This window comes from Dinghuibacter silviterrae (assembly GCF_004366355.1).
GTDB classification, from domain to species: Bacteria; Bacteroidota; Bacteroidia; order Chitinophagales; family Chitinophagaceae; genus Dinghuibacter; species Dinghuibacter silviterrae.
The window spans coordinates 723,776-747,380 of sequence record NZ_SODV01000002.1; the positions used below are offsets into that span (position 1 = coordinate 723,776).

At 54.9% G+C, this 23,605-nt stretch carries 22 protein-coding genes and 1 tRNA gene; 15 read left to right on the forward strand and 8 right to left on the reverse strand.

Annotation, left to right across the window (positions count from 1 at the left end; translation table 11 throughout):
* The first annotated feature begins 2 nt into the window (after nt 1-2).
* The 3 genes from EDB95_RS20275 (at nt 3) to EDB95_RS20285 (ending at nt 3,082) form a co-directional block, all read left to right on the forward strand.
* Complete coding sequence (locus EDB95_RS20275) at nt 3-1,019, forward strand: nucleotidyl transferase AbiEii/AbiGii toxin family protein (RefSeq protein ID WP_133996408.1); 1,017 nt, start codon at nt 3-5, stop codon at nt 1,017-1,019.
* A gap of 137 nt (nt 1,020-1,156) precedes the next feature.
* On the forward strand, nt 1,157-2,167 hold the full coding sequence (locus EDB95_RS20280; RefSeq protein WP_133996411.1) for an aldo/keto reductase: 1,011 nt from the start codon (nt 1,157-1,159) through the stop codon (nt 2,165-2,167).
* Between the two features lie 9 nt (nt 2,168-2,176).
* Entirely contained in the window at nt 2,177-3,082 is a 906-nt protein-coding gene (locus EDB95_RS20285; RefSeq protein ID WP_133996414.1) for a helix-turn-helix domain-containing protein, read from the forward strand.
* Nucleotides 3,083-3,131: 49 nt separating this feature from the next.
* Here EDB95_RS20285 and EDB95_RS20290 read toward each other — a convergent pair whose 3' ends face one another.
* From EDB95_RS20290 to EDB95_RS20300, 3 genes are all read right to left on the reverse strand, one after another.
* Nucleotides 3,132-3,890 carry a patatin-like phospholipase family protein gene (locus EDB95_RS20290; RefSeq protein WP_133996417.1) on the reverse strand — a complete coding sequence of 253 codons (759 nt, stop codon included), beginning with the start codon at nt 3,888-3,890 and terminating at the stop codon, nt 3,132-3,134.
* Between the two features lie 252 nt (nt 3,891-4,142).
* Nucleotides 4,143-4,226, reverse strand: a tRNA-Leu gene (locus EDB95_RS20295).
* A 29-nt stretch (nt 4,227-4,255) separates the two neighbouring features.
* On the reverse strand, nt 4,256-4,678 hold the full coding sequence (locus tag EDB95_RS20300; RefSeq protein WP_133996420.1) for a DoxX family protein: 423 nt from the start codon (nt 4,676-4,678) through the stop codon (nt 4,256-4,258).
* A gap of 80 nt (nt 4,679-4,758) precedes the next feature.
* Between EDB95_RS20300 and EDB95_RS20305 the strand changes: the two genes are divergently transcribed.
* From EDB95_RS20305 to EDB95_RS20315, 3 genes are read left to right on the forward strand one after another with little or no spacing between them, the layout of a single operon-like run.
* Entirely contained in the window at nt 4,759-6,084 is a 1,326-nt protein-coding gene (locus EDB95_RS20305) for a gluconate:H+ symporter (protein WP_133996423.1), read from the forward strand.
* A gap of 4 nt (nt 6,085-6,088) precedes the next feature.
* Nucleotides 6,089-6,550, forward strand: coding sequence for a RidA family protein (locus EDB95_RS20310; protein ID WP_133996426.1), 462 nt, complete (start codon nt 6,089-6,091; stop codon nt 6,548-6,550).
* Nucleotides 6,551-6,580: 30 nt separating this feature from the next.
* The gene (locus EDB95_RS20315) at nt 6,581-7,687 is read left to right on the forward strand and encodes a D-TA family PLP-dependent enzyme (RefSeq protein ID WP_133996429.1); all 1,107 of its coding nucleotides are present in this window, start codon (nt 6,581-6,583) and stop codon (nt 7,685-7,687) included.
* Nucleotides 7,688-7,711: 24 nt separating this feature from the next.
* Here the strand turns inward: EDB95_RS20315 and EDB95_RS20320 are convergent, their stop codons facing one another.
* Entirely contained in the window at nt 7,712-8,944 is a 1,233-nt protein-coding gene (locus tag EDB95_RS20320) for an isocitrate dehydrogenase (NADP(+)) (protein ID WP_133996432.1), read from the reverse strand.
* A 64-nt stretch (nt 8,945-9,008) separates the two neighbouring features.
* On the opposite strand from EDB95_RS20320, the gene EDB95_RS20325 reads away from it, so the two are divergent.
* Nucleotides 9,009-9,773, forward strand: a complete 765-nt coding sequence (locus tag EDB95_RS20325; RefSeq protein ID WP_211352167.1) for an SGNH/GDSL hydrolase family protein — start codon at nt 9,009-9,011, stop codon at nt 9,771-9,773.
* On the opposite strand, the gene EDB95_RS20330 is transcribed toward EDB95_RS20325, so the two are convergent.
* Nucleotides 9,774-11,636 (reverse strand): Nramp family divalent metal transporter, encoded by a 1,863-nt coding sequence (locus EDB95_RS20330; RefSeq protein ID WP_133996435.1) that lies wholly within the window; start codon nt 11,634-11,636, stop codon nt 9,774-9,776.
* Nucleotides 11,626-12,288, reverse strand: a complete 663-nt coding sequence (locus EDB95_RS20335) for a metal-dependent transcriptional regulator (protein WP_133996438.1) — start codon at nt 12,286-12,288, stop codon at nt 11,626-11,628. The genes EDB95_RS20330 and EDB95_RS20335 overlap by 11 nt, the downstream gene beginning before the upstream one ends.
* A 120-nt stretch (nt 12,289-12,408) precedes the next feature.
* On the opposite strand from EDB95_RS20335, the gene EDB95_RS20340 reads away from it, so the two are divergent.
* From EDB95_RS20340 to EDB95_RS20355, 4 genes are read left to right on the forward strand one after another with little or no spacing between them, the layout of a single operon-like run.
* Complete coding sequence (locus tag EDB95_RS20340; protein WP_133996441.1) at nt 12,409-13,374, forward strand: hypothetical protein; 966 nt, start codon at nt 12,409-12,411, stop codon at nt 13,372-13,374.
* Between the two features lie 39 nt (nt 13,375-13,413).
* Nucleotides 13,414-15,069 carry an alpha-glucan family phosphorylase gene (glgP, locus tag EDB95_RS20345; protein WP_133996444.1) on the forward strand — a complete coding sequence of 552 codons (1,656 nt, stop codon included), beginning with the start codon at nt 13,414-13,416 and terminating at the stop codon, nt 15,067-15,069.
* Nucleotides 15,070-15,096: 27 nt separating this feature from the next.
* The gene (locus EDB95_RS20350) at nt 15,097-15,540 is read left to right on the forward strand and encodes an acyl-CoA thioesterase (protein WP_133996446.1); all 444 of its coding nucleotides are present in this window, start codon (nt 15,097-15,099) and stop codon (nt 15,538-15,540) included.
* A 15-nt stretch (nt 15,541-15,555) separates the two neighbouring features.
* Nucleotides 15,556-16,788 carry an MDR family MFS transporter gene (locus tag EDB95_RS20355; RefSeq protein ID WP_133996449.1) on the forward strand — a complete coding sequence of 411 codons (1,233 nt, stop codon included), beginning with the start codon at nt 15,556-15,558 and terminating at the stop codon, nt 16,786-16,788.
* Here the strand turns inward: EDB95_RS20355 and EDB95_RS20360 are convergent.
* On the reverse strand, nt 16,785-17,936 hold the full coding sequence (locus EDB95_RS20360; RefSeq protein ID WP_133996452.1) for a sensor histidine kinase: 1,152 nt from the start codon (nt 17,934-17,936) through the stop codon (nt 16,785-16,787). The genes EDB95_RS20355 and EDB95_RS20360 overlap by 4 nt on opposite strands.
* A gap of 40 nt (nt 17,937-17,976) precedes the next feature.
* Here EDB95_RS20360 and EDB95_RS20365 point away from each other — a divergent pair, with 40 nt between their 5' ends.
* The 3 genes from EDB95_RS20365 to EDB95_RS20375 all read left to right on the forward strand — a co-directional run bounded on the left by EDB95_RS20365 (nt 17,977) and on the right by EDB95_RS20375 (nt 21,198).
* Nucleotides 17,977-19,020: a glycosyltransferase family 2 protein gene (locus EDB95_RS20365; RefSeq protein ID WP_133996455.1), complete on the forward strand. Its 1,044-nt coding sequence runs from the start codon at nt 17,977-17,979 to the stop codon at nt 19,018-19,020.
* Nucleotides 19,021-19,024: 4 nt separating this feature from the next.
* Entirely contained in the window at nt 19,025-19,240 is a 216-nt protein-coding gene (locus EDB95_RS20370; RefSeq protein ID WP_133996458.1) for a hypothetical protein, read from the forward strand.
* Nucleotides 19,241-19,371: 131 nt separating this feature from the next.
* Nucleotides 19,372-21,198 carry a sodium:solute symporter family protein gene (locus tag EDB95_RS20375; protein WP_133996461.1) on the forward strand — a complete coding sequence of 609 codons (1,827 nt, stop codon included), beginning with the start codon at nt 19,372-19,374 and terminating at the stop codon, nt 21,196-21,198.
* Here EDB95_RS20375 and EDB95_RS20380 read toward each other — a convergent pair.
* Nucleotides 21,195-22,070, reverse strand: coding sequence for a helix-turn-helix domain-containing protein (locus tag EDB95_RS20380; protein ID WP_133996464.1), 876 nt, complete (start codon nt 22,068-22,070; stop codon nt 21,195-21,197). The two genes, EDB95_RS20375 and EDB95_RS20380, sit on opposite strands and share 4 nt — an antisense overlap.
* A gap of 210 nt (nt 22,071-22,280) precedes the next feature.
* On the opposite strand from EDB95_RS20380, the gene EDB95_RS20385 reads away from it, so the two are divergent.
* The gene (locus tag EDB95_RS20385; RefSeq protein WP_133996467.1) at nt 22,281-23,465 is read left to right on the forward strand and encodes an AGE family epimerase/isomerase; all 1,185 of its coding nucleotides are present in this window, start codon (nt 22,281-22,283) and stop codon (nt 23,463-23,465) included.
* Nucleotides 23,466-23,605 lie beyond the last annotated feature (140 nt).

Sequence of the window (23,605 nt, forward strand, 5' to 3'; positions counted from 1 at the left end):
ATATGACGGGCTGGCTTGCACTTTCAAATGAGCAGAGACGGGCAACCTTGGAGCAAGCGTGGCGTAAAAGCGGGATTGGTCCTAAAGCGATCGAGAAAGACTGGTGGGTTACGCTGGCGTTAAAGGCTTTGTTTGAAGGACCGTATAGGAAGTACATGATATTTAAGGGCGGCACGTCATTAAGTAAGAGCTGGAACCTGATCGAGCGATTCTCGGAGGATATAGATATCGCCCTGGATGCGAAGGCATTCGATATGGAGCACAAAGCGGCTCCGACGAAAGGTGATATTGAAAGGCTAAAGCGCAGGGGCTGCGCTTTCACCAGTATGGAGTTAAAAGCCGCGTTAGAGGGACAATTGACGAAAATGGGCGTACCGGAAGGCATGATAAGCATTACGGCTGCAGAGGTCAATGAAAAGATGCCGGATAAGGACCCACAGGTATTGATGGTAGGGTATCCACCTTTGTACGAGGCGAACCCTTATTTGAGGGATGAAGTACGAGTAGAGGTCAGTGTCCGGTCATTGAAGGAACCTTATACGCAAAGAGGCATTCAATCTATTTTATATACCTGGTTCCCGAATGAGGTATATGCGGAAATCCCGCTGGAGATTGCCGTGGTGGATCCGAGAAAGACTTGCCTTGAAAAAGCCTTCCTATTGCATGAGGAGTTTATGAAGCCGGATTTGAATAAAATCCGGATCGAGCGAATGTCCAGGCATCTGTATGATTTGTACCGGTTGGATCGATCGGGGGTATCAGATAAAGCGTTGGCCGATAATGAATTATATGCGGCTATTATCGAACATAGAAAGCAATACAGCAGACTGAAGCATGTCCGGTATGAGACCTTGGAGCGGGCTACTATTTCTTTTTGTCCGCCTGGGGCGTTGTGGAAGGTATACCAGGAAGATTACGCAAAGATGCAGGATCAAATGATCTATGGAAATTCGGTGTCATTTGAGGAGTTGATGGAGGGATTGGAAGTGCTTCAAGCAAAATTCAGAGGAAATAGTTAGCAGGTTTGTCGAAGGTGTGAAGGAGATTCAACTGAATCCTTGCCAAACAGAGATTTTGTTACATGGCCAAGTGATTCTGTTACTTTTATTCCTCCAGCCCTAAAGACCTTTGTCCCATAATTTAAACCCAATAAGTTATGGACAAATTAAAACAAACACGCCTTGGCAGCGAAGGCCTCGTCGTCCCGGCCATCGGCCTGGGCTGTATGGGCATGACCCCGGGCTTCGGATTCGAAGAACTTTACGGAAAGACGGATGAAAAAGAAGCGATCGCCACCATTCACCGTTCGCTCGAATTAGGCGGCAACTTTTTGGACACGGCCGATGCGTATGGGCCCTTTCTCAATGAGCAGTTGATTGCGAAAGCGATGGGTGGCAACCGTAGCCAATACATCATAGCCACCAAATTCGGTATCGAAGTGAATGATGAGGGTGCATACACCGGTTTGGTCAACGGTAAAGCGAATTACGTACGAAAGGCAGTAGAAAGATCGCTGAAAAATCTGCAGACCGACTACATCGACTTGTATTACCTGCACCGTTTGGACAAAACCACTCCGGTAGAGGAAACAGTTGCCGCCCTGGCTGAGCTGGTGAAAGAGGGAAAGGTAAGGTACATCGGTCTTTCGGAAGTATCTTCTGCCACCATCCGAAAGGCGCATAAAGTCCACCCCTTGACGGCAGTGCAGACCGAGTATTCGCTGTTTGAAAGAAGCCTTGAGGAAGACGGAATCTACGATACGCTGAACCAACTTGGCATTGGACTCGTGGCGTATTCTCCATTGGGGAGGGGCTTTTTGTCGGGTCAGTTCAGGTCCCCGGATGATTATTCCGCAAGTGATTTCAGGCGACATATACCCAAGACCTCGGGCGACCAGTTTTACAAAAACCTTGAATTGCTAAAAGAAATCGAAGCCATGGCTGCTGAAAAGGGTATTACCAGCACCCAACTCGCTCTTGCCTGGGTAATGGCCAAGGGGGCAGTACCTATCCCCGGCACCAAACGCGTAAAATACGTAGAAAGCAATATTGCTGCTACGAAAATTGAGTTGACGCCCAAAGACATGGACCACCTGGAAAGCATCATTCCACTGGGGGCCCAAACGGGCGCCCGTTATGGTGAAGCGGGAATGCAGCAGGTTGATTAATTTTAAGTGATGAAAAAGAAGTCGCCATCGCCTACGATTGTGTCCATTTCGGCCTTGCATCAAATGATGGATTTGAAAAAGCCGACGCATCCCCTGGTAAGCGTCATCGACCTTCGGGAAGTATATGGCCGTGCGGAAAAGATTGAACAATCATTGGCATATAATTTTTATTCCATTGCCATCAAGAAGAATTTTGAGGGGAAATTGCGCTACGGGCAACAATACTATGATTTTGATGAAGGCGTAATGGTATTTATTGCGCCCCAGCAGGTCATGCATTTCGATGTATCTACGCTGCCACAGGTGGAAGGCCAGATGCTGATCGTACACCCCGATTTCTTTAAGAATTATCCACTGGCGACAACGATCAGGTCCTATGGGTTTTTCTCTTATGCGACCAATGAGGCCTTGCACTTGTCCGAAGTTGAGGAGCAGTTGATCACCAATATGATGACCAATATACATCGGGAGATCGTTTCCTCCATTGATGCCTTTACCCAGGACCTGATTGTCTCGCACATTGACCTGTTATTGAAATATTGCAACCGGTTTTATCACCGGCAGTTTATCACCCGGAAGGTGGTGAATGACGATTTGTTGATAAAGCTGGAGGATCAGTTGAATGCCTATTTCAATGAGAAAAGAGGGTTGCCTACCGTCCAGTATCTGGCTTCGCAATTGAACGTGTCCCCCAACTATCTGAGCGATATGTTGCGCGCGCTTACCGGGCAGAGCACACAGCAACATATCCAAAGCAGGGTCATTGAACGGGCGAAAGAGATGCTGTCGACAACGGATCTATCCGTCAGTGAAATTGCTTATGCCTTGGGGTTTGATTACCCGCAGTCGTTTCATAGGCTGTTTAAGAACCTTACGAAGACCTCGCCTTTGGAATATAGGAATTCATTCAATTAAGTGCCATATATGCCGTTGTAAACATAGCCCGCGGTAAAAGCTGCGGGCTTTAGCTTTGTTCATTCGCTTCCAGCATTTGCTTTGCAAATTGGTAGCCAATATCCCGAATGACGGGTAGTGATTTTACATTCAGGACGGTAAAATCTTTCAGATCCGGCGGTTCCAGGAATACGTCGCACAGAGGGATAGTCTCCAGGATCATTTCCCTTAACGTCAGGTGAATCGCTCTATCACTTTGAGCGATAACAGAAGCGGCAGGGTCGTACGGGACCAGTGGGTTGACGAAAACCCCTATGATGGGGAAAGCATATTTCTTCAGCGGTTCTACATTAAAATTACAAGAGAGCCCGCCATCCACGTAGGGGATACCTTCAATCATCATCGGAGGAAAGACGATGGGTATGGAAGCCGACGCGATTACCACATCCAGGATAGGGCCGGTCGTGAAGGTGGCTCCCCGGCCGGTTGCATAATTGGTGGCGTTTGCGAAAAAAGGGGTGGGCAGCTCTTCGATTCGTTTGGTGCGGAGGTTGTTCCTGACCAGGTCCTTCAGGAAGTTGACGTTGACAAGCCCTTGTTGTTTTAGATGGTGTCTGTTCACCGGCAACCTTTTGATATGCGTAAGGATCAGTTCTCCTATTTCCGCCGGATGAAACCCGTCTGCGATAAAAGCCCCGATGATGGCGCCTGCGCTGGTGCCGCTGATCGCCTCAATTTTATACCCTTTTTCATACAGGTATTGCAGGACGCCCAGGTGGGCCATTCCCCGGGCGCCGCCGCCGGATAAGCATAGTGATGTGGATGGCATAAGGTTGCTGGTATGTCTCAAGTTAATGAAATTGCCCCGGGCAGGAACAATTAGGCGCGGAAGATGAGATTACCTCCGGCACCTTCGGTGCCTCCGGTGATCTCCGAAGGGGAGGCTTACAGTCCCCGTCCCTGCCCGGCCGCTGCGCGGCCTAAGTTTTGTCATTTATTGCGCGTCCGCGAGCAAGCTCGCTCCCGCTCCATAAACGACAAAACCCCGAGCCTTTGGCTCGGGGCAGGGACTTGAGTCCTGTGCGGAAGATGAGATTCGAACTCACACGCCAGTTACGGCGCTACCACCTCAAAGTAGTGCGTCTACCAGTTTCGCCACCTCCGCAAGGGGCTGCAAATATAGGAAATTTATTTTTACGAAAACCATTTTCTGTCAAAAGACCACCGGCCACCGCCTTTCAGCAGCAAATAGCAGGTGCCGAGGAGCATACACCAGTCAGTCCGGGCGGCGTGGAGCATGGCCCAGAGACCGTGGGAGATCAAGATGGGCATTTGTATGGCGACCAGAGAGAAAATGGTGATAATAAGTAAAGGCACTACCGCCAGGCGGGTGAAAAGACCCGCGAGAATAAGGATCGCGCAAACGATCTGCAAGACCGCATCAAGACCCGCAGAAAAGTAGGGAAGTGGAAACCCAATCGAATGAAAATGCCCCCCGCCGAGGTCTGCGGGGTAGACAAATTTCTGGATGCCTTCGGAAAGGTAGATGCCTCCGACCATCAAGCGGATAAACAAGACGGAACCAGTCTCTTCTGTTGCCAATATCCTTCGGATCATGGGGTAAGCGGTAAGCGTAAAATGGGGAAAAGGTATAAAACAAAAATGATATTGGCGAAAATTATTGTAGCTTTCAAGGTATGCCCTTAATCCTTTGTGTCATAGGCATTTTGTGCCTGATTCTGCTGATGGTTTGGTGTAAACTGGACGCATTTATCTCGTTTATCGTAGTGAGCGTGGGGCTGGGGTTGGCGTACGGATTGGACATTAAGGGAATCGCGGGGGCGATCCAAAAAGGGATCGGAAGTATCCTGGGCACGCTGGTGATCATCTTGGGCTTTGGGGCGATGTTGGGGCGGTTGGTGGCGGACAGCGGGGCGGCGCAGCAGATCATGGATTCGATGATCCGGGTGTCGGGACGGAAAGGGCTTTTGTGGGCGATGGCGCTGGCAGGGTTGGTGATCGGTATTCCCTTATTCTATACGGCGGGGTTTGTGGTGGTGATGCCGCTGATCGCAGCGGTGGGGGCGTCGACGGGGCTCCCGTTGGTGCATGTGGGTATGCCGATGTTGTCGGCCTTGTCGGTGGCGCATGGGTTTCTGCCGCCGCATCCTTCTCCCACGGCGATCACGCACATGTTACACGCGGACCTGGGCCGGACACTGTTATATGGATTGATGGCGGCCGTCCCGGCGATCGTGATTGCGGGGCCTTTGTTTGCGCAGACGCTTAAAAAGTATACGGCCCGGCCGGATCCGGCCTTGCTCCGGTCGAGGGTATTGCCCAAAGAGGAGCTGCCGGGGTTGGGGGTGAGTTTGCTGACGGCCTTGTTGCCGTTGGTGTTGCTCACGGCCACGACGGTGTTGGAGGCGGTGGCGCCGAAACAGGAGGGGACCATAAAGGATATAATAACCTTTATCGGCGATCCGAACATCGCCATGCTGATCAGCGTATTGGTGGCGGTTTACGTCCTGGGGCTCCGTCGCGGTAAACGGATGACGGAGGTGATGAAGTCCCTGGAAGACGCCTTTAAGGGCGTGGCGCCGGTGTTGATGGTGATCGCGGGGTCTGGGGTGTTTGCGGAAGTGATGAAGGAGGGGGGCGCGGACGACTATATCGCGGGGGTTCTGAGCCATGCGCCCTTGTCCCCGCTGGTGTTGGGCTGGGGGATAGCGGCGATGATCCGGGTCAGTGTGGGGTCGGCAACGGTGGCGGGGCTGACGGCAGCGGCGATCATCTTACCTTTGATGGGGCAACACCCGGAGTTGCACCCGGAATTGATGGTTTTGTCGATCGGCGCAGGGAGCCTTTTTTGTTCGCACGTGAATGACGGTGGCTTTTGGCTGTTCAAACAATATTTTAATCTAAGCGTACGGGAAACGTTCCTCACCTGGTCGGTGATGGAAACGATCGTATCGCTGGTGGGGCTCGGGATGGTTTTGATTCTTAACCAAATTATAGGATGAATTTATGACGCCTCAGGAAAGTTTTACCAAGAAAGGATGGGTATTGCCGCCGGCACCAAAACCCGCGGGAGTGTATAAACCCTTGCTGGTCGTGGACCGGCTGGTGTATGTATCGGGGCATGGCCCCGACCGGGAAGACGGTTCGTTGATCATCGGAAAAGCAGGTGCGGAACTGGACAAGGATGAAGCAAAGCTGGCGGCAAGACAGGTCGGGCTGACGATCTTGTCGACCCTTATCGCTCACCTTGGCTCGCTGGACAAAATCAAGCGTGTGGTCAAGGTGTTGGGGATGGTGAACGCGGTGCCGCATTTCCAACATCACCCTTATGTGGTCAACGGTTGTAGCGAGCTGTTCGCGGAGGTCTGGGGACCGGACCTTGGCGTAGGGGTACGGAGCGCGGTTGGGATGGGGTCCTTACCGGATAACATTACGGTGGAGATCGAAGCAATTTTTGAATTGGCATAGCGGGCCGAAGGCCCAAAATTTGCAAAGTCTATGGAAAACTGGTTTGTGCTGGCGCACCCGGACAAGATCGACACGCCGGCCTTATTGGTCTACCGGGACCGGGTAGCCCGGAACATTGACCTGATGGTTAAAACGGCGGGGGATGCGTCCCGGCTGATCCCGCATGTCAAGACGCACAAGATGCGGGAGGTGGTCGAGATGCAACTGGACAAGGGCATCCGGCGATTCAAGTGTGCCACCATTGCGGAGGCGGAAATGCTGGCCCTGGCGGGCGCTTCTGCGGTCCTGGTGGCGTACCAGTTGAACGGACCGAAAATCGACCGTTACCTGGAGCTGGTGGGCAAATATCCGCGGATCGTCTGGTCGTCCATCGTGGACAATATCGACTCGGCACGGGCGCTGGCGGGAAAAGCGCAACAAAGAAATGTACACGCTTCGGTCTTCCTGGATATAGACAGCGGAATGCACCGTACGGGGATCCCGCCGGAGGACGCACTGGAACTCGCCCGGGACATAAAAAGTATAAAAAACCTGCGTCTGCTGGGGTTGCACGCTTACGACGGCCATATAAGGGACACAGACTTCGCGACACGCACGGAGCGGGCGGAAGCCGCCATGCGCCCTGTACGCGAGCTGGCCAGAAAAATGACAGCCGAAGGGTTTGACGAGCCCCTGATCATTGCCGGCGGGACGCCCACGTTTACGGTGCACGCCAAACACAAAGACCTTTGGTGCAGCCCGGGGACCTGTGTGTTTTCGGACCATGGGTATGGGTCTCAGTTAAAGGAGCAGCATTTTCAACCCGCCGTGGTTTTGATGACGCGGGTAGTGTCCCGGCCGGGACCCGGTTTGGTCACGACGGACCTGGGGCATAAGTCAGTGGCGGCGGAAAACCCGATCGACAAGAGGATCTTTTTTCTAAACCTCGAAGGATATGAGGTGGTGTCTCAAAGCGAAGAACACCTGGTGATCAGGGTTCCCGAGGGGCGGGAGCCGGAAATCGGCGCCGTTTTGTATGGGCTGCCGTATCACGTTTGTCCGTCGGTGGCCCTGCATGACGAGGCCATTATCATCGTGGACGGGGAGGAAGTGGACGTATGGCCCGTATTGGCGAGGCGGAGGAGCATTGGCGTGTAGCCGGCCCCTCCGCCTGCCGGGGTTTTATTTCAGTTTCTTTTTCAGGTTCTGATCCAGCGCATCGAGGAACTCCTCGGTATAGAGGTAGTGTGTCCCGTGCTCGACCTTGTTCCCATGGATACAAACCGCGAGGTCTTTGGTCATCTTCCCGCTCTCCACGGTTTCCACGCACACGGCTTCCAGCGCTTCGGCGAAGTGGATGAGGTTCTGGTTGCCGTCGAGCTTGCCACGGAAGGCCAGGCCACGCGTCCAGGCGTAGATGGAGGCGATGGGGTTGGTGGACGTCGGTTTCCCTTTTTGGTGGTCGCGGTAGTGACGGGTCACGGTGCCGTGGGCGGCCTCGGCTTCCATCGTGCTGCCGTCCGGAGTGATCAACACCGAGGTCATCAGACCGAGCGAGCCAAAGCCCTGGGCAACGGTGTCGCTTTGTACGTCCCCGTCGTAGTTTTTACAAGCCCATACGAAATTGCCATGCCATTTCAGCGCGCTGGCGACCATGTCGTCGATGAGCCGGTGCTCGTAGGTGAGGCCGTGCTTTTCGAATTCGGCCTTGAATTCCTTTTCATAGATCTCTTCAAAGATGTCTTTGAAACGGCCGTCGTATTTTTTGAGGATGGTATTCTTGGTGCTGAAGTACAGCGGCCATTTCTTCTGGAGGGCCATGTTGAAACAGGCGTGTGCAAAACCGCGGATGGATTCCTCGGTGTTGTACATGGTAAGGGCGACGCCATCTCCCTTGAAGTTAAAGACTTCGTAGGACTGGGGCGCGCTGCCGTCTTCGGGAGTGAAGGTAACGGTGAGCTTGCCCTTGCCCTTGGTGAGGAAGTCGGTGGCGCGGTATTGGTCCCCGAAGGCATGACGGCCGATACAGATGGGCGCGGTCCAGTTGGGGACGAGCCGGGGGATGTTGTTGATGACGATGGGTTCGCGGAAAACGGTACCGTCGAGGATGTTGCGGATGGTGCCGTTGGGGCTTTTCCACATTTGCTTCAGGTTGAATTCCTTTACACGGGCCTCGTCGGGGGTGATGGTGGCGCATTTGATGCCCACGCCGTATTGTTTGATGGCATTGGCAGCGTCCACGGTGACCTGGTCGTTCGTCTCGTCACGGTATTCCATGCCCAGGTCAAAGTACTTGATATCGATATCCAGATATGGGAGGATCAGCTTGTCTTTGATCGATTTCCAAATGATGCGGGTCATTTCGTCCCCATCCAGTTCAACGACGGGGTTCTTTACTGTGATTTTTTTTGCCATAGTGTTAAACTAGATTTTAATTCTGTACGTATTTACTTGTAATCGGGCAGCTAAATTAACGAATATGGGGCATAAAGGAATTAGAAAAGTTGGCTTGGCCGTCCTTTTGCTGGGCGGCCAGCTTGTCATGGCCTGCGGCAAGAACCCGGGGTATGCGACAGGGTGGGTGCCCGTGCCGCCCGCGGACACGGCGGCGCAAACCCAGCCCGGGGACACGGCAGCGCGCCCCAAGACTTCCGACAGTACCTACCTCGCCCTGGGCGACTCTTATACGATCGGACAGTCGGTGGGCATCCAGGACCGTTATCCCAATCAGGCAGCGGCGCTCCTGGCGACAATGGGAGACACCATCGCTGCCCCGGAGATCATTGCGACGACGGGTTGGACCACGGGAGACTTATTAAACGACCTGGCGGGCTATCCCCCGAAACGCCCCGGCTACGGGCATGTAACATTGCTCATCGGCGTGAACAATCAATACCAGGGCCGCTCGCTGTCGGAGTATCAAACCCAGTTTGCAGCGCTTTTGCAAAAATCCATCCATTGGGCAGGAGACAATCCCAAACACGTCATCGTCCTTTCGATCCCCGACTACGGGGACTCTTTTTACGGACAATCCCAGCCCGATCCGGCGGCTATTTCGGCAGCGATCGACACCTTCAACGCGGCGAACTTGCAGATCAGCACGCAGTACGGTGTGCAATACCTGGACATCACGGGGTATACCCGCCAGGCGAAGGGCGACAGCTCGCTTTTTGCGCCGGACGGATTGCACTATTCCGGTAAGGAAATGGCCCTTTGGGCCCGGGCTTTGGTCAAGTTGTGGTGATCACACATTCACCACAAAAACCGGAATAGACAGCCCGTGCCGGACCGAATCGATGGTCTCCCCATGGATAAAATCCTGCAACCCGGTATGCCGGTGGGCGCCCATCACCAACATGTCGGCCTTATTCTCGCGCACCAGGCGCAGGATCTCCCGGATGCGGTTGCGATAGCCCAGCAACCCTTTTGCCTGGAAACCCTTTTCCTGCAGGAAGTCTACGTATACGGCTAACCGGCGTTCGTCCTCTTTGCTTTCCTCGTCGAAGGTGTGCGACCCCAGCATGCGGGCAGACGCGCTTTCGACGATATGAATGAGGACAAACTCCGTACCCGCCGAAGCCTGTCCCAGGGCGTGGTTGATGATCCGGAGGTCGGACGAACTGAATTCCAGCGCGATGGCAATGGTTTTGTAGTGCGGAATGTCCAGCCGGAGCTCCGTTTGGATGTCCCCGTGGATGCGCGGCGGGGCCAGCTTTTTATAGCGCAGCCGGAGGGGCAGGTAAAAAGTATACGCCAGCAGGCCGATATATCCCGCGATCCCTGCGATGATCAAGGCTTTCCAGACCGGGGATGCCCCCTGCTGGAAGTAGTCCCGGACGAGCCCGAAGACCATGTCGAGGTTCAGGTATAAAAGTATGCCGGCAACCGCCCACGCGAGGACCTGGGTACGGCGCCGAATGGCAAAGGTCCCCATGGTTTTTTTGTCGCTGACGAAGTGGATCAGCGGTATCACCGCAAACCCCAGTTGAAGGCTAAGGATCACCTGGCTCAGGACGATCAACTGGTTAACTTCCTGATCCCCGTAGATCCAGAGCACAATCAGGGCGGGTATGATGGCCAGCAGCCGCGTCAGCAGCCGTCTCAGCCAGGGGTTGATCCGGAGCCGGAGGTAGCCTTCCATGACGATCTGTCCGGCCAGGGTACCCGTGATGGTGGAGCTTTGACCGGAGCAAATCAGGGCAATGGCAAAAAGCAGGGGCGCCAGCCGGTTACCCAAAAGGGGGTTGAGCAACTTATAGGCCGTCTGTATCTCTCCCACGTCGGTCCGCCCGGTTTTGAAAAAGGCGGTGGCGGCCAGCACCAGGATGGCGGCATTGACAAGGAACGCAAGGTTGAGCGCGATGGCGCTGTCCCAGTTGTTCCACCGCAGCGCCTGTTTGATGCCGCCCAGGTCCCGTGGGAACTTCCGTGTCTGGACGAGCGCCGAATGTAAGTAAAGGTTGTGGGGCATGACAGTGGCGCCGATGATGCCGACCGCGATGTACAAGGCTTCGGTATTCGGCAGGCGGGGGACAAAACCGCTCACCACCTCACCCAGGTGCGGACGAACCATCAGGATCTCGATGAGAAAAGACGCACCGATGATTGCGATCAGCGCCAGGATAAAGGCTTCCAGCTTACGCATTCCGAGCCGTTGCAGCAGCAGGAAAAGAAAGGTATCCAGGACCGTTAGCCCGACCCCGCCCAGGAGGGGCAGACCGGTCAGGAGGTTGATACCGATGGCCATCCCCAACACCTCTGCGAGGTCACAGGCGGCGATGGCGACTTCCGCCAGGATATACAGGATGAAGTTGACCGTGCGGGGATACAGTTCCCGGTTGGCCTGGGCAAGGTCACGCCCCCGGACAACCCCCAGACGCGCGCTGAGGGCCTGCAGCAGGAGGGCGATGATGTTGCTCAACAGGAGAACCCAGATCAGCGTGTAGCCGAACTTACTACCCCCCGCCAGGTCCGTGGCCCAGTTCCCCGGGTCCATATAGCCTACACTGACCAGGTAGGCCGGCCCAAAGAAGGCGAAAATCCGCTTGACGGAAACACTGGCATGTACGTTCCCCAATGAGCTATCCTCGTGTATTTTATTGATCATAAACAACAAACAGGTTTTGCGCCATGGTACGGCTAATGACGAACAAGGGTTTATTACGGATTTTGACTTCGGCAGACCCGTCGAAGTCGAAACGGCGTTTTACTTCCAGGCGGGTCCCCAGCCGGATGTGCAGGTGTTCCAGCATTTCCAGCATTTCGGAGGATTGGTTGCCCACGCTACAGACCTCGGCGGGCATGTTTAGGGGTAGGAGGGCGAGGCTGATTTTTGGCTGCACCTTCATCCGTCCCTGGGCATCCGGGATCGGGTCCCCGTGCGGATCGGTGTCCGGAAACCCGAGGTAGGTGTCCAGCCGTTCAATGAGCCGCTGGTCGGACACGTGCTCCAGTTGCTCGGCGATGTCATGGACCTCGTTCCAGCCCATTCCTAATTTTTCCACCAGGAAATACTCCCACAACCGGTGTCTCCGGACGATGCCCAACGCCGTTTTCCGGCCTTCCGCGCTCAGCTTGAATTCCTGGTAAGGCTCATAGTGCAGGAGTTTTTTCTGTTTCAGCTTCTTCAGCATGTCCGTCACCGACGCCGGCTTCGTCCGCAAGTCCTGGGCCACCGCATTGGTGTTGACCTGCCCCGTCTCCTGCTGGAGCCTGAATATGGACTTGAGGTAGTCTTCTTCCGCTTTGGATAGGGTCATAGTCAACAAATAATTTAGACGAATCTAAAAAATTTATTTGACATACAAAAATAACCCCTTATTTGTACTACAGGCCTTTTTTTAGAATCTGCTTATCTTAGTGCCCCCAATAAACCAACTATGCGCGTTCGATCCCTTGTTTGCCTGGTGGCTCTGTTAGTGATGGCCGGATGTGGTGGCGGCAAAAAGAAGTTGGCGCCCGGGGAAGTCCCCGTGACGGTGGAGGACTTCCTGAAGCCCTTTCCCCAGATAAAAGTGCCCTACATATTTAGCGATTCCACCCTGGTCAGGCGATCCCCCGATTCCCTGAGGCTGCGTGTGTCCTCCTGGAAACAGCTCATCCCCGACAGTGTCTATGACGAAAACTTCGGGGGACAAACCGGTCTCCGGTTGTATGCCGTGGGCAAGATACAGGACAAGGAACGCAGGACCTATGTACTGGTCAAGGCCATCAGCGGCCAGGGGCGTACCGGTTATCTTTTTTATTTTGACAAGGCCAACAAGTTCGGGGGCGGGATGCGCCTGGTTGAAGCGGACGACGATACACACACGCGTTCGTATGGCAAACTGGACAACCGCATGAATGTCGCCCTGGTCATGGAAACCCGCAAACCAGGCGGCTTTACGGCGGTTCGCGAAAGCATCTACGGGCTGTCCGACGAAGGGGGCTTCGCCCTTGTCATGACCAATTCCAACGAGGAATCGGCCGACCGGAAAGTGTACAACCCGATCGATACGCTGCCGCGGCGTTTCCGCCTCTCCGGGGACTACGGGGCCGGCAAGAACAACATCGTGTCCCTCCGGGATGGTGTGACGCCCAGGGAATATAGGTTTTTTATACACTTTATCAACGAAGAAGGGGAGACCCCCTGCAAGGGTGAACTGAAGGGGATAGCCGAAGTCACAGGGGACAACAAGCTGAAATATTCGGACCGTGGCGGCCCCTGCGGGATCGAGTTCCACATCGATGGAAATGAGCTCTCCATCAGGGAAGTAGGAGGGTGTGGCGCCTACCGGGACGTGAGTTGTTTCTTTGAAGGAAACTACATTAAGAAAAAGTCACCTAAATCTAAAAAGAAAAAATAACCGTTATATTGCAGCAATAGTCTAAAAAGTTTTCGCATTATGAGTTTTTCGAATTTCAGGGTGCCTTATTCCATCGATGAACGCTACAGTAAGAAGATCGCCTATTTTTCCATGGAGTTTGCTGTTCACCAGCCCCTGAAGATTTATAGCGGTGGTTTGGGTTTCCTGGCAGGCTCTCATCTGCGCGCAGCTTATGACCTGCGTCAGAACATGATTGCCGTCGGGATCTTGTGGAAGTATGGATATTATGACCAGGCTCGTAACCAGGACCAGACGCTGCAGGTGCAGTGGAACGAAAAATTGTACAGTTTCCTGGAGGACACGGGGATCAAATTCCAGATCCTCATCCATGACGCCCCTGTTTGGGTAAAGGTGTGGTACCTCAACCCGGAAACCTTTCAGTCGGCCCCGCTTTTCCTGTTGAGCACCGACGTTCCCGAAAACGACTATGTTTCCCAGACCATCACCCACCGGCTGTACGACGCCAATGTAGCCACCAAGGTCGCCCAGTTTATCCTGTTGGGGATCGGCGGCGCCAAGTTGATCGACGAGCTGGGTTTTAATCCAGACCTGTATCACCTGAACGAAGCCCATGGGGTATCCTCCGTGTTCTATCTCTATAAGAAGTTCGGAAGCAAGGAAGAAGTCCGGAAGCGTCTTGTGTTCACGACCCATACCCCCGAAGAAGCCGGGAACGAAAAACACGACCTCCAGCTTTGTTATAAAATGACCTATTTCAACGGCCTGCCCCTGGACGAGGTCCGCACGCTTTGCGGCATCCAGGGGGACGAACCGTTCAACCATTCCCTGGTGGCCCTGCGTTTCGCACACCTGGCCAACGGGGTGTCCCAACTGCACGGGGAAGTCGCGCGGCACATGTGGAGCAAGTACCAAGGCATCTGCCCGATCATTGCCATCACCAACGCCCAAAGCTGGCGGTATTGGGCCGACAAACAGCTCTATCGTTTTTCGGATGAAGGCGCCGACGACCGTTTCGACGACCGCAAACGCCACCTGAAAAAACGCGCGTTCGAACTTGTCGCCGACCAGACCGGCAAGTGGTTTAACCCGGACGCGCTGACCATCGTATGGGCCCGCCGTTTTGCAGGGTACAAACGCGCCGAATTGCTGACCAGGGACCTGAGGCGTTTCGAGGCGATGATGAACCACCCCAAGCACCCCGTCCAGTTTATCTGGGCTGGAAAGCCCTACCCGGTGGACTATCCCGCCATCAGCGACTTCAATAACCTCGTCCATCTCAGCAAGCAATACAAAAACATGGCCGTATGCATCGGGTACGAGCTGACGGTGAGCAAGCGTCTTAAACAAGCCGCCGACATCTGGCTCAACAACCCGCGCGTCCCCCGGGAAGCGTCCGGCACCAGCGGCATGACCGCGGCCATGAACGGCGCCGTCAACCTGTCGACGAACGACGGCTGGATACCTGAGTTTATCAATTCCGGCAACAACGGGTTTGTCGTCCCTCCCGCGGACTACACCAATATGAACGTACACGACCAGGACGAATACGACCTGGAACAACTGTACCAGATCCTGGAGCAGCAGATCCTCCCGCTCTACTACGAGCAAAAGGACACCTGGCGCCAGATCATCAAAAACGGGATGAACGACGTGCGTTTCCAGTTTGACGCGAGCCGCATGGCCCACGAGTACTACGAGAAACTCTATGCATAACCGGCCCCCCGGGCCACAAACCGCGCTATGGACAGTTATATCCAACCGGTGGAAGTCCGATGGTCCGATCTCGATCCGAATTTTCACCTTCGCCACTCGGTATATTACGACTGGGGCGCTTACGCGCGTCTTTCCTACCTGGGCACGTCGGGGATCACCCCTCTCTTCCTGCTTGAACACAACATAGGCCCCATCCTTTTCCGGGAAGAATGCGTGTTCAAGCGGGAGATCGTCTTTGGGGACCAGGTCACGCTGAGCGTCCAGTTGACGCGTAGCCGCCGCGACGCCTCCCGCTGGTCGATCCGCCACGAGGTCATCAAAAACGGGGACACCCTGTCGGCCGTGGTCACCGTGGACGGAGCCTGGTTGGATACCGTCAAACGAAAGCTGGCGGTGCCGCCCCAAGAGATATTGGAATTGTACCAGTACTTCCCCAAGTCCCCCGAGTTCTACTGGGAGGAGGTCCCATAAACGGGCCCACAAGCCATGTTCCGCCAAATCTTACGTCAATACCAAAACGCCTACAGCGGCCTCTCGCGTCCCATCTGGATCCAGGCCACGATCATGCTCATCAACCGGAGCGGGACGATGGTCATCCCTTTTCTGACCGTCTACCTGACGAGCGCCCTTCACTTTACCATCCCCCAGGCCGGGATCGTCCTCTCCGTTTTTGGAGCGGGTGCCATCTTGGGTGTCTATCTGGGCGGAAAGCTTACCGATTCGATCGGCTTTTTCCCCGTCCAGTTCTGGAGCCTTTTTTCCAACGGGCTTTTGTTCCTGGGGCTTTGTTACCTCCGCGGTTTCTGGACGATTTGCGGGTGCGTGTTCCTGCTGGCGACGATCGGCGAGTCCTTTAGGCCCGCCAATGCCGCGGCCACCGCTTATTACAGCAAGGCCGACAACCGGACCCGTTCTTACTCGCTCAACAGGCTCGCGGTCAACCTGGGTTTTGCCGTCGGTCCCGCCGTGGGCGGTCTGCTCGCGGGAATCAGCTATACCTGGCTGTTTTGGACCGACGGGTTGACCTGTATCGCGGCGGCCCTGGCGCTCCGCTGGTCACTAAAACCCGCGGAAGGTAAAGGGCCAACAAAAGAAAAAGCCACGGATGGCCCCGTGCAGTCCCCCTACAGGGACAAGACGTTTGTCCGTTTCGTATTTTACGTCTGGGTCTTTGCGCTCTCTTTTTTCCAACTTTTTTCCGTCATTCCGTTATACTACCAGCGCAACCTTCACCTCACGAGCAGCCAGATCGGCCTGGTGTTGTCGATGAACGGCCTGATCATCGCCCTTGTCGAGATGGTCCTGGTCTACCGCCTCGAAAACCGCCGGCCTGACACTGTATACATTGGCTATGGCGCCCTGCTCAACGCCTCGGCCTTTGTCGTTTTAGGCGTGTGCGGCCCCTACGGCTGGGTGGCCGTGGCCTCCATGCTCCTGTTTACGGTCGGGGAAATGATGTCGATGCCCTTTATGAATGCTTACTGGATCAGCCGCTCCACCCCCCAAAGCCGCGGACAATACGCCGCGTTTTACGGGATGGCTTTTTCCGCCGCCCAGGTCGTCGGCCCCTCGCTGGGCGCGCAAATCGCCGGTCTCTGGGGGTTCCAGTGGTTGTGGGGGATACTCGTGGGGGTGGGGATACTCAACTTCTGGGGCTTCCGGCGCTTGGGCTGGCGGCCGCAAAAGGCGGCGCCGGACCGCGCCGCCGCCGCGCGCTAGCGCTTCAGCACAATGCGGAACGCCGTCCCCTTCCCCGGTTCGCTCCACTTGACATTGAGCGTACCGTGATGGTATTGTTCGATGATCCGGCGCGAAAGCGACAACCCCAGCCCCCAGCCGCGTTTTTTGGTGGTGAACCCCGGTTTGAAAACCTTTTGGAGGTTTTTCCCCTGGATGCCTTTGCCGCTGTCGGTGACGTCGACGGTGACGTAGGTGGGATGGTTGTGGACGTCGATGACGATCAGGCCCTTGCCTTCCATGGCGTCGAGCGCGTTTTTCATGAGGTTTTCCATGACCCAGTCGAACAGGGGGCCGGAGAGGTCGATCAGCACGGGCTGGGCGCCGTGGACATTGAGGTGGAACTGGACCTTCCCGCTGGCGCGTTTGCGCATGTATTCGATCATCTGCTGGACCTGGGCCAGCAGGTCGCGTTGTTCTAACTTGGGGGCACTCCCGATCTTACTAAAACGGTCGGACACAAGCCGGAGCCGGGCGACGTCCCGCTCCAGGTCGGGTAGGATAGAAGCGTTGTCGTGTCCTTCTTTGAGCAGCTCTACCCAGGCTTCCAGCGAGGACACCGGGGTGCCGAGCTGGTGGGCGGTTTCCTTGGCCATGCCCGCCCATACCTGGTTTTGGGTGGATTTGTAGCGGGTATTCATCGCCGTGATGATGACGATGAGGAAAAGCGCGATGATGGTCAGCTGGACGATGGGGTAGTAGCGGATCTCCTTTTGGAGGAGGGATTCGCCGTAGTACACCTTGTTGTAGATATAGGGCTTTTTACTTTGTTCCCAGATGATGGGGTCGTGCTGGGTTTTGAACAGCTTCAGTTCCTTTTTCAGAAAGCCTTTGTCCTGGAGGACCCGGGTGCTGTCGAGGTTGCGCCAGTCCACGATCGAGTCCTGCTCGTCGGTGGCGATGAGGGGGATGTCAATGTTATGGGAGGAAATGCTGCTGGCCAGGTTGAGCGCCTCGCGTTCGTTGGTGGCGGCCAGGACACGGTTGGCCTCCACCCATTGTTCGACCTTTTGCTTTTCCGCCTCCGCCAGCTTCCGGCTCAGGTAGTCGGAATAGATGATGCTGCCGGTGACGATACCGATGGCAATGACGCTAAGGAGGGTTCGCCAGTTGAATAAAGCCCTTATCATGGGCATAAAAATAGCGAAGCATCCTGTATTTTTGCCCCCCATGTCCACCATCGCAATAGTGATCCTCAACTGGAACGGCCGATCGTACCTTGAACAGTTTCTGCCGGGCGTCCTGGCGTCAGCCGGGGCCGCGGTAGAGGTGATCCTGGCGGACAACGCCTCCACGGACGATTCCGTCTCCTTCGTAGAAAAAACCTTCCCCACGGTCAAGGTTATCCGCAACAGCACCAACGGCGGCTATGCCCTCGGCTATAACGAAGCCCTGGCAAAGGTGTCCGCCGACTACTACGTCCTCCTGAACTCGGACGTGGAAGTGACCCCCGGATGGCTGGAGCCCCTGAAAGCACTGATGGACGGGGACCCGGGCATCGGCGCCTGCCAACCCAAAATCCTGGCTTACCACGACCGGCAAAGCTTTGAGTATGCCGGGGCGGCGGGGGGCTGGATGGACGTGTTGGGATACCCCTTTGCGCGGGGGCGCATCTTTGAAACCTGCGAAATCGACCACGGGCAGTACGACAGCGTGGCGCCCATTTCCTGGGCGTCGGGCGCGGCCCTGTTCATCCGTGCCAGGGTTTTTCACGAAACGGGGGGGCTGGATCCGTATTTTTTTGCCCACCAGGAAGAGATCGACCTATGCTGGAGGCTTCAGGCCGCGGGGTACCGGTTGTTTGCCTGCCCGGCCTCGGTTGTGTACCATGTAGGCGGAGGGACCCTGCCCAAGGGCAACCGGCGGAAGGTCATGCTCAACTACCGCAACAACCTGCTCCTGCTCCTGAAGAACATGCCTTACGGCCGTCTTTGCTGGGTTTTCCCGCTGCGCTACCTGTTGGACATCGTGGCGGCTTACCGGGAGCTCGCCCACGGCAACGTGGTCTACTGGAAGGCCATTCTCCAGGCCCACGCCCAGGTCTGGTGTTGGCTTTTCTCCCGTTCCAAACCCGGCGCCTGGCCCCCAAAAAGGATCATGCCCCCCGACGGGATGTACGCCGGGAGCGTGGTTTGGGAGTACTTTGTCCGGGGGGTCAAAACCTTTGATGAGATTATGGAAAAAGACCTATCTTCGCCCAGCAAAAGCCAGTAAAAATATGTCACAGGAACACGTTACTGAAGTTATCGAAACCAAGCAGAAAGACTTCGCCTACAGTTGGGTAAGCTCTTCCCGCTTTTTGTTCTATGTCCAGGTCGCCCTTATCCTCGCCCTTGTCCTTGGCGGCAGTTATGCGTTGTATACCCACGCTTATGCCGGTAAGCCGGAAGTAGAAATCCCGGGCAACACCCTGTACAATCCTGTATACAAATAAGCAACATCGTGCACATCGATACAATAGGCCCGGAGTGAACCTCCGGGCTTTTATTTTTTCACAAAAGGGTAAAAAACTATTAGTTGAGAGCGGGGCCCTCCGCTAGATTTGACAAAGAATTGCCTGCTTATATGAGATTGCAACTGGTGGACGTTCTGATCATCCTGGTGTACCTGACTGCGGTTATCCTTCTTGGTCTGATCCTAAGAAAAAGAGCGCGGACGAGCAAAACAGCGTATATGCTGGCCGGGAAAAAGCTCCCCTGGTATATGCTGGGCATGTCCAATGCCTCTGACATGTTCGATATTTCCGGGACCATGTGGATGGTGACCCTTTCCTTCGTGTACGGGCTCAAAAGCATCTGGATCCCTTGGTTATGGCCCGTTTTTAATCAGATATTCCTTATGATGTATTTGTCGGTCTGGCTGCGCCGTTCGGGAGTAACGACGGGCGCGGAATGGATCGGTACGCGGTTCGGCATGGGAAGGGGTGTTCGCTCTTCCCATACGATCGTGGTGGTGTTTGCGTTGCTGAGCTGTCTTGGGTTTATGGCTTATGGTTTTGTCGGTTTGGGGAAATTTGTCGAGATCTTTATCCCCTTCAAGGTCATCGCGCCTTACGTGCCTTTCCGTGTGCCACCGGCGTATGTGCCGCACTTTTACGGTATCGTCTTTACTTCTTTTGCTGTCTTTTACGCCATCCTCGGGGGGATGACCAGCATCGTCATCGGAGACGTCCTCAAATACGTCATCATGGGGGTGGCCGCGATCGTTATCGCGGTCATCGCGATGAAGAACCTGGCGGGTCATGTCCTGAACGTGCCCGAGGGCTGGTTCAACCCCTTTTTCCATACACACCTTGACGACCTCGACTGGACGGGGAAAATTGCCGAGGTCAACGCCAAGATCAAAAGCGACGGGTACTCCCTGTTTGGGATTTTCTTTTCCCTCATGTTGTTTAAGGGCATACTCGCCAGCCTGGCGGGGCCGGCACCCAATTACGATATGCAAAAGATTTTGTCCACCCGGTCTCCGAAGGACGCCGCCAAAATGAGCGGCCTCGTTTCCGTGTTGCTGTTGCCGATCCGGTATGCCATGATCATCGGCTTTGTGGTCCTGGCCTTGTTGCACTACAACCAACTGGACCTTCATTCGGCTGCGGGCATCGACTTCGAGAAGATCCTCCCCTCCGCCATCATGAACTTCGTACCGGTGGGTCTTATGGGGTTGCTGCTGGCCGGGCTCCTGGCGGCGTTCATGGGTACTTTTGCCGGAACCCTCAACGCGGCCCAGGCCTATATCGTCAACGACATCTACCTGAAATACGTGGAGCCGGACGCCAGCAACAAAACCATCAGCCGGATGAACTACGCCAGCGGGCTGGTCGTTGCGCTGACGGGCATCATCCTGGGGCTTTTTGTACAAGACGTCAACAGCATCCTCCAATGGATCGTGTCGGCCCTGTATGGGGGCTATGTCGCGGCCAACGTCCTGAAGTGGCACTGGTGGCGGTTCAACGCCAGCGGCTTCTTTTGGGGTATGCTGGCGGGCATCATCCCCGCGTTGATCCTGCCGTATATTTTCCCGGATACGGTCAGCCTGTATTATTTTCCCCTCCTTTTCCTCCTTTCCTTAGGCGGCTGTATTGCCGGGACGCTCCTGACCCCGCCCACGGAAACCGAAACCCTCAAGACATTCTACAAGACCGTCAGGCCGTGGGGTATATGGGGTCCCATCCACCAGCTGGTCGTGGCGGAGGACCCGGACTTCAAAGCCAACAAGCGCTTTGGCATGGACATGTTCAACGTGGCACTCGGGATTGTCGGACAGTTGTGTCTGACGATCCTGCCGATGTACATTGTGCTGATGATGAAGGGACCGCTCGCGATTACCGTCGGCATATTGATCGTGATCGCGCTTATCCTGAAGAAAACCTGGTACGACAAGCTCGAAGACTAAATGAATATCCGGCTCCCGGAGAAATTCTCCCGAAACTCCTTCGGTGTGCAAGACTTCTTTTTCTTGAAGATCCTATTGAAGTTGGAGATATTGTTAAATCCGCAGTCATAAGCGATCTCCGCAATACTGTGGGTACTCTCGATGAGCATCCGCGACGCATTCCCCAGGCGGATTTCGTTGAGGCTGTTGATAAATGTACTCCCTGTACGCTTTTTGACAAAACGGCTGAAGGAGGCTTCCGGCATATTGGCGATCTTGGCCACATCCGCCAGCGTGATGGGTTTGCTGTAGTTGTCGTTCATGTACTGGAAGACCTTTTCGATCCGCCGGCTGTTGAAGTGAAGGGTGCCGCTGTTGAAAGAGGCGTCCGAAAGCGTGCGTATGTTCCGGGAAGTAGACAGGTCGTGGAGGATGGAAAAAAGCTCCAGCACAGAATCGAACCCCGCCTTCCGGTTTAACCCCAGGATGCGGTCTTTGAGCCGTTCGATGGTGTCGCGGGCAAAAAGTACGCCCCTTTGTCCGTGTTCGAGCATGGTCCGGATAAAGCTGAGCTGGTTCTTCCGGAGGAAACGGTCGTCCAACAGGTCCTTGTGAAACTGGATGGTGACTTCGGTGATTTCTTTGCCTTCGCTTTGGTGGGTGAACCAGGCGTGGGAGAGGTTGGGGCCCACCAGAACCAGTTCCAGGTCGTCTATGACCTCAATATGATCTCCGACAATCCTTTTGGCGCCCTTTGCGTTGAGAATCAGGTTAAGCTCGTATTCTTCGTGGTAGTGCAAGGGAAAATCAAAACGTGTCTTCACCCTGGAAAAAATCATAAAGCAATCGTTCTGGGTCAGGGGGGTGATTTCCCTGATGATGTTCGCATTCATGCATTTAAATTACGGACTTCCAGGCATTTTCCCAAGGGGAAGTGTCAAATTTGGGTTGAAAATAGTTAAAAAAGTACTATTGGACTACTCCTCCGAAGTCCAAATCCATTGGACCTTCTAAAAGTGTTCTTCTGACAATTATTAGTATGGTCGCTATAAAGTGTTAAAATAGTATTGGTCAGAATGGGTATAGGTACTTAGTTTTGGGTAATGACCAATATCCTCGATTTTTCAAAGGCGCTGATGAACATCCTGGACTTCTGGATGGACCATACGATCGACCCGGCCGGCGGTTTTTACGGGCAAATACATGCCAACAATGAGGTGGAGCCGGGGGCCCCCAAGGGGTCTGTGTTGAACGCACGCATTCTCTGGACTTTTGCCGCGGCATATAAGCAGGACCCCCAAACCGCCTACCTTCAAACCGCCACCCGGGCTTTTGACTACATACGGGCGCACTTCATCGACCGCGAATACGGCGGTGTCTACTGGACGGTGGATGCGAAAGGAAAACCCCTTGATACCAAAAAACAGGTCTACGCCTTAGCCTTTACGATATACGGTCTGACGGAATACGCGGCCGCCACGGGTTCAAAAGAAGCGCTGGACGAGGCGATCCGTTTGTACCGGGATATAGAGACGCACAGTTTCGATCCGACCAGGGGCGGCTACCTGGAGGCCTTTGCCCGAGACTGGTCGGCGTTGGGTGATATGCGGCTCAGCGCCAAGGACGCCAACGAAAAAAAGACGATGAATACCCACCTCCACATCCTGGAAGCGTACACGAACCTGTATAGGGTGTGGAAGGACGACGGGCTCCGGGTACAGACCGGCCGCCTGATCACGGACTTTCTTCACTACATGATCAACCCGCGCACCCATCACCTGGTGCTTTTTCTGGACGAGGACTGGACACCGCGGTCGGATACCATTTCCTTCGGGCACGACATCGAAGCCTCCTGGTTGTTGCTGGAAGCGGCGGAGGTGATCGGGAGCAACGATGCCTTTTTGCGAAGGGCCGCCCTGGACATGGTAGACGCCGCCTGCAAAGGCCTGGCCCCCGACGGTGCGCTCTATTACGAATATGAACCCTCCCGCGGGCATTGGCGCAAGGAAAAACACTGGTGGGTCCAGGCGGAAGCCATGGCCGGTCTTGTCCATGCGTGGCAGATCAGCGGTGACGCCGTCTACCTGGAGCGCTTCGAACGCGTCTGGAATTTTATCGATCGCCGCATCATCGATCACGAGGGTGGAGAATGGGTGTGGGGGCTGCACGAGGACAATAGCCTGATGCAGGGAGAAGACAAAGCAGGCCTTTGGAAATGCCCCTACCACAACAGCCGTGCCCTGCTGGAGGTGAGCCGCCGACTAGATTGTTTCAAGGTGACTAAATAAGTTTTTGCCCCATGTGAAATCCCCTGATAGCCACTTTTTTGAGCGAAAACTAAATTTTTTGAACTATTTTCCGTATGTGGTTTCCATCGGCCACACAATATATTCTGAAAATGTAGACTTTAATGCTCAGGCTTGTAAGC

Coding starts and splice junctions, on each gene's coding strand:
- EDB95_RS20305 (WP_133996423.1), top strand. CDS start 4,759: ATGCCCTTAATCCTTTGTGTCATAGGCATTTTGTGCCTGATTCTGCTG.
- EDB95_RS20285 (WP_133996414.1), top strand. CDS start 2,177: ATGAAAAAGAAGTCGCCATCGCCTACGATTGTGTCCATTTCGGCCTTG.
- EDB95_RS20360 (WP_133996452.1), bottom strand. CDS start 17,936: ATGATAAGGGCTTTATTCAACTGGCGAACCCTCCTTAGCGTCATTGCC.
- EDB95_RS20385 (WP_133996467.1), top strand. CDS start 22,281: ATGACCAATATCCTCGATTTTTCAAAGGCGCTGATGAACATCCTGGAC.
- EDB95_RS20380 (WP_133996464.1), bottom strand. CDS start 22,070: ATGAATGCGAACATCATCAGGGAAATCACCCCCCTGACCCAGAACGAT.
- EDB95_RS20370 (WP_133996458.1), top strand. CDS start 19,025: ATGTCACAGGAACACGTTACTGAAGTTATCGAAACCAAGCAGAAAGAC.
- EDB95_RS20310 (WP_133996426.1), top strand. CDS start 6,089: ATGACGCCTCAGGAAAGTTTTACCAAGAAAGGATGGGTATTGCCGCCG.
- EDB95_RS20300 (WP_133996420.1), bottom strand. CDS start 4,678: ATGATCCGAAGGATATTGGCAACAGAAGAGACTGGTTCCGTCTTGTTT.
- EDB95_RS20375 (WP_133996461.1), top strand. CDS start 19,372: ATGAGATTGCAACTGGTGGACGTTCTGATCATCCTGGTGTACCTGACT.
- EDB95_RS20330 (WP_133996435.1), bottom strand. CDS start 11,636: ATGATCAATAAAATACACGAGGATAGCTCATTGGGGAACGTACATGCC.
- EDB95_RS20365 (WP_133996455.1), top strand. CDS start 17,977: ATGTCCACCATCGCAATAGTGATCCTCAACTGGAACGGCCGATCGTAC.
- EDB95_RS20275 (WP_133996408.1), top strand. CDS start 3: ATGACGGGCTGGCTTGCACTTTCAAATGAGCAGAGACGGGCAACCTTG.
- EDB95_RS20350 (WP_133996446.1), top strand. CDS start 15,097: ATGGACAGTTATATCCAACCGGTGGAAGTCCGATGGTCCGATCTCGAT.
- EDB95_RS20340 (WP_133996441.1), top strand. CDS start 12,409: ATGCGCGTTCGATCCCTTGTTTGCCTGGTGGCTCTGTTAGTGATGGCC.
- EDB95_RS20280 (WP_133996411.1), top strand. CDS start 1,157: ATGGACAAATTAAAACAAACACGCCTTGGCAGCGAAGGCCTCGTCGTC.
- EDB95_RS20355 (WP_133996449.1), top strand. CDS start 15,556: ATGTTCCGCCAAATCTTACGTCAATACCAAAACGCCTACAGCGGCCTC.
- EDB95_RS20290 (WP_133996417.1), bottom strand. CDS start 3,890: ATGCCATCCACATCACTATGCTTATCCGGCGGCGGCGCCCGGGGAATG.
- EDB95_RS20320 (WP_133996432.1), bottom strand. CDS start 8,944: ATGGCAAAAAAAATCACAGTAAAGAACCCCGTCGTTGAACTGGATGGG.
- EDB95_RS20325 (WP_211352167.1), top strand. CDS start 9,009: ATGGGGCATAAAGGAATTAGAAAAGTTGGCTTGGCCGTCCTTTTGCTG.
- glgP (WP_133996444.1), top strand. CDS start 13,414: ATGAGTTTTTCGAATTTCAGGGTGCCTTATTCCATCGATGAACGCTAC.
- EDB95_RS20315 (WP_133996429.1), top strand. CDS start 6,581: ATGGAAAACTGGTTTGTGCTGGCGCACCCGGACAAGATCGACACGCCG.
- EDB95_RS20335 (WP_133996438.1), bottom strand. CDS start 12,288: ATGACCCTATCCAAAGCGGAAGAAGACTACCTCAAGTCCATATTCAGG.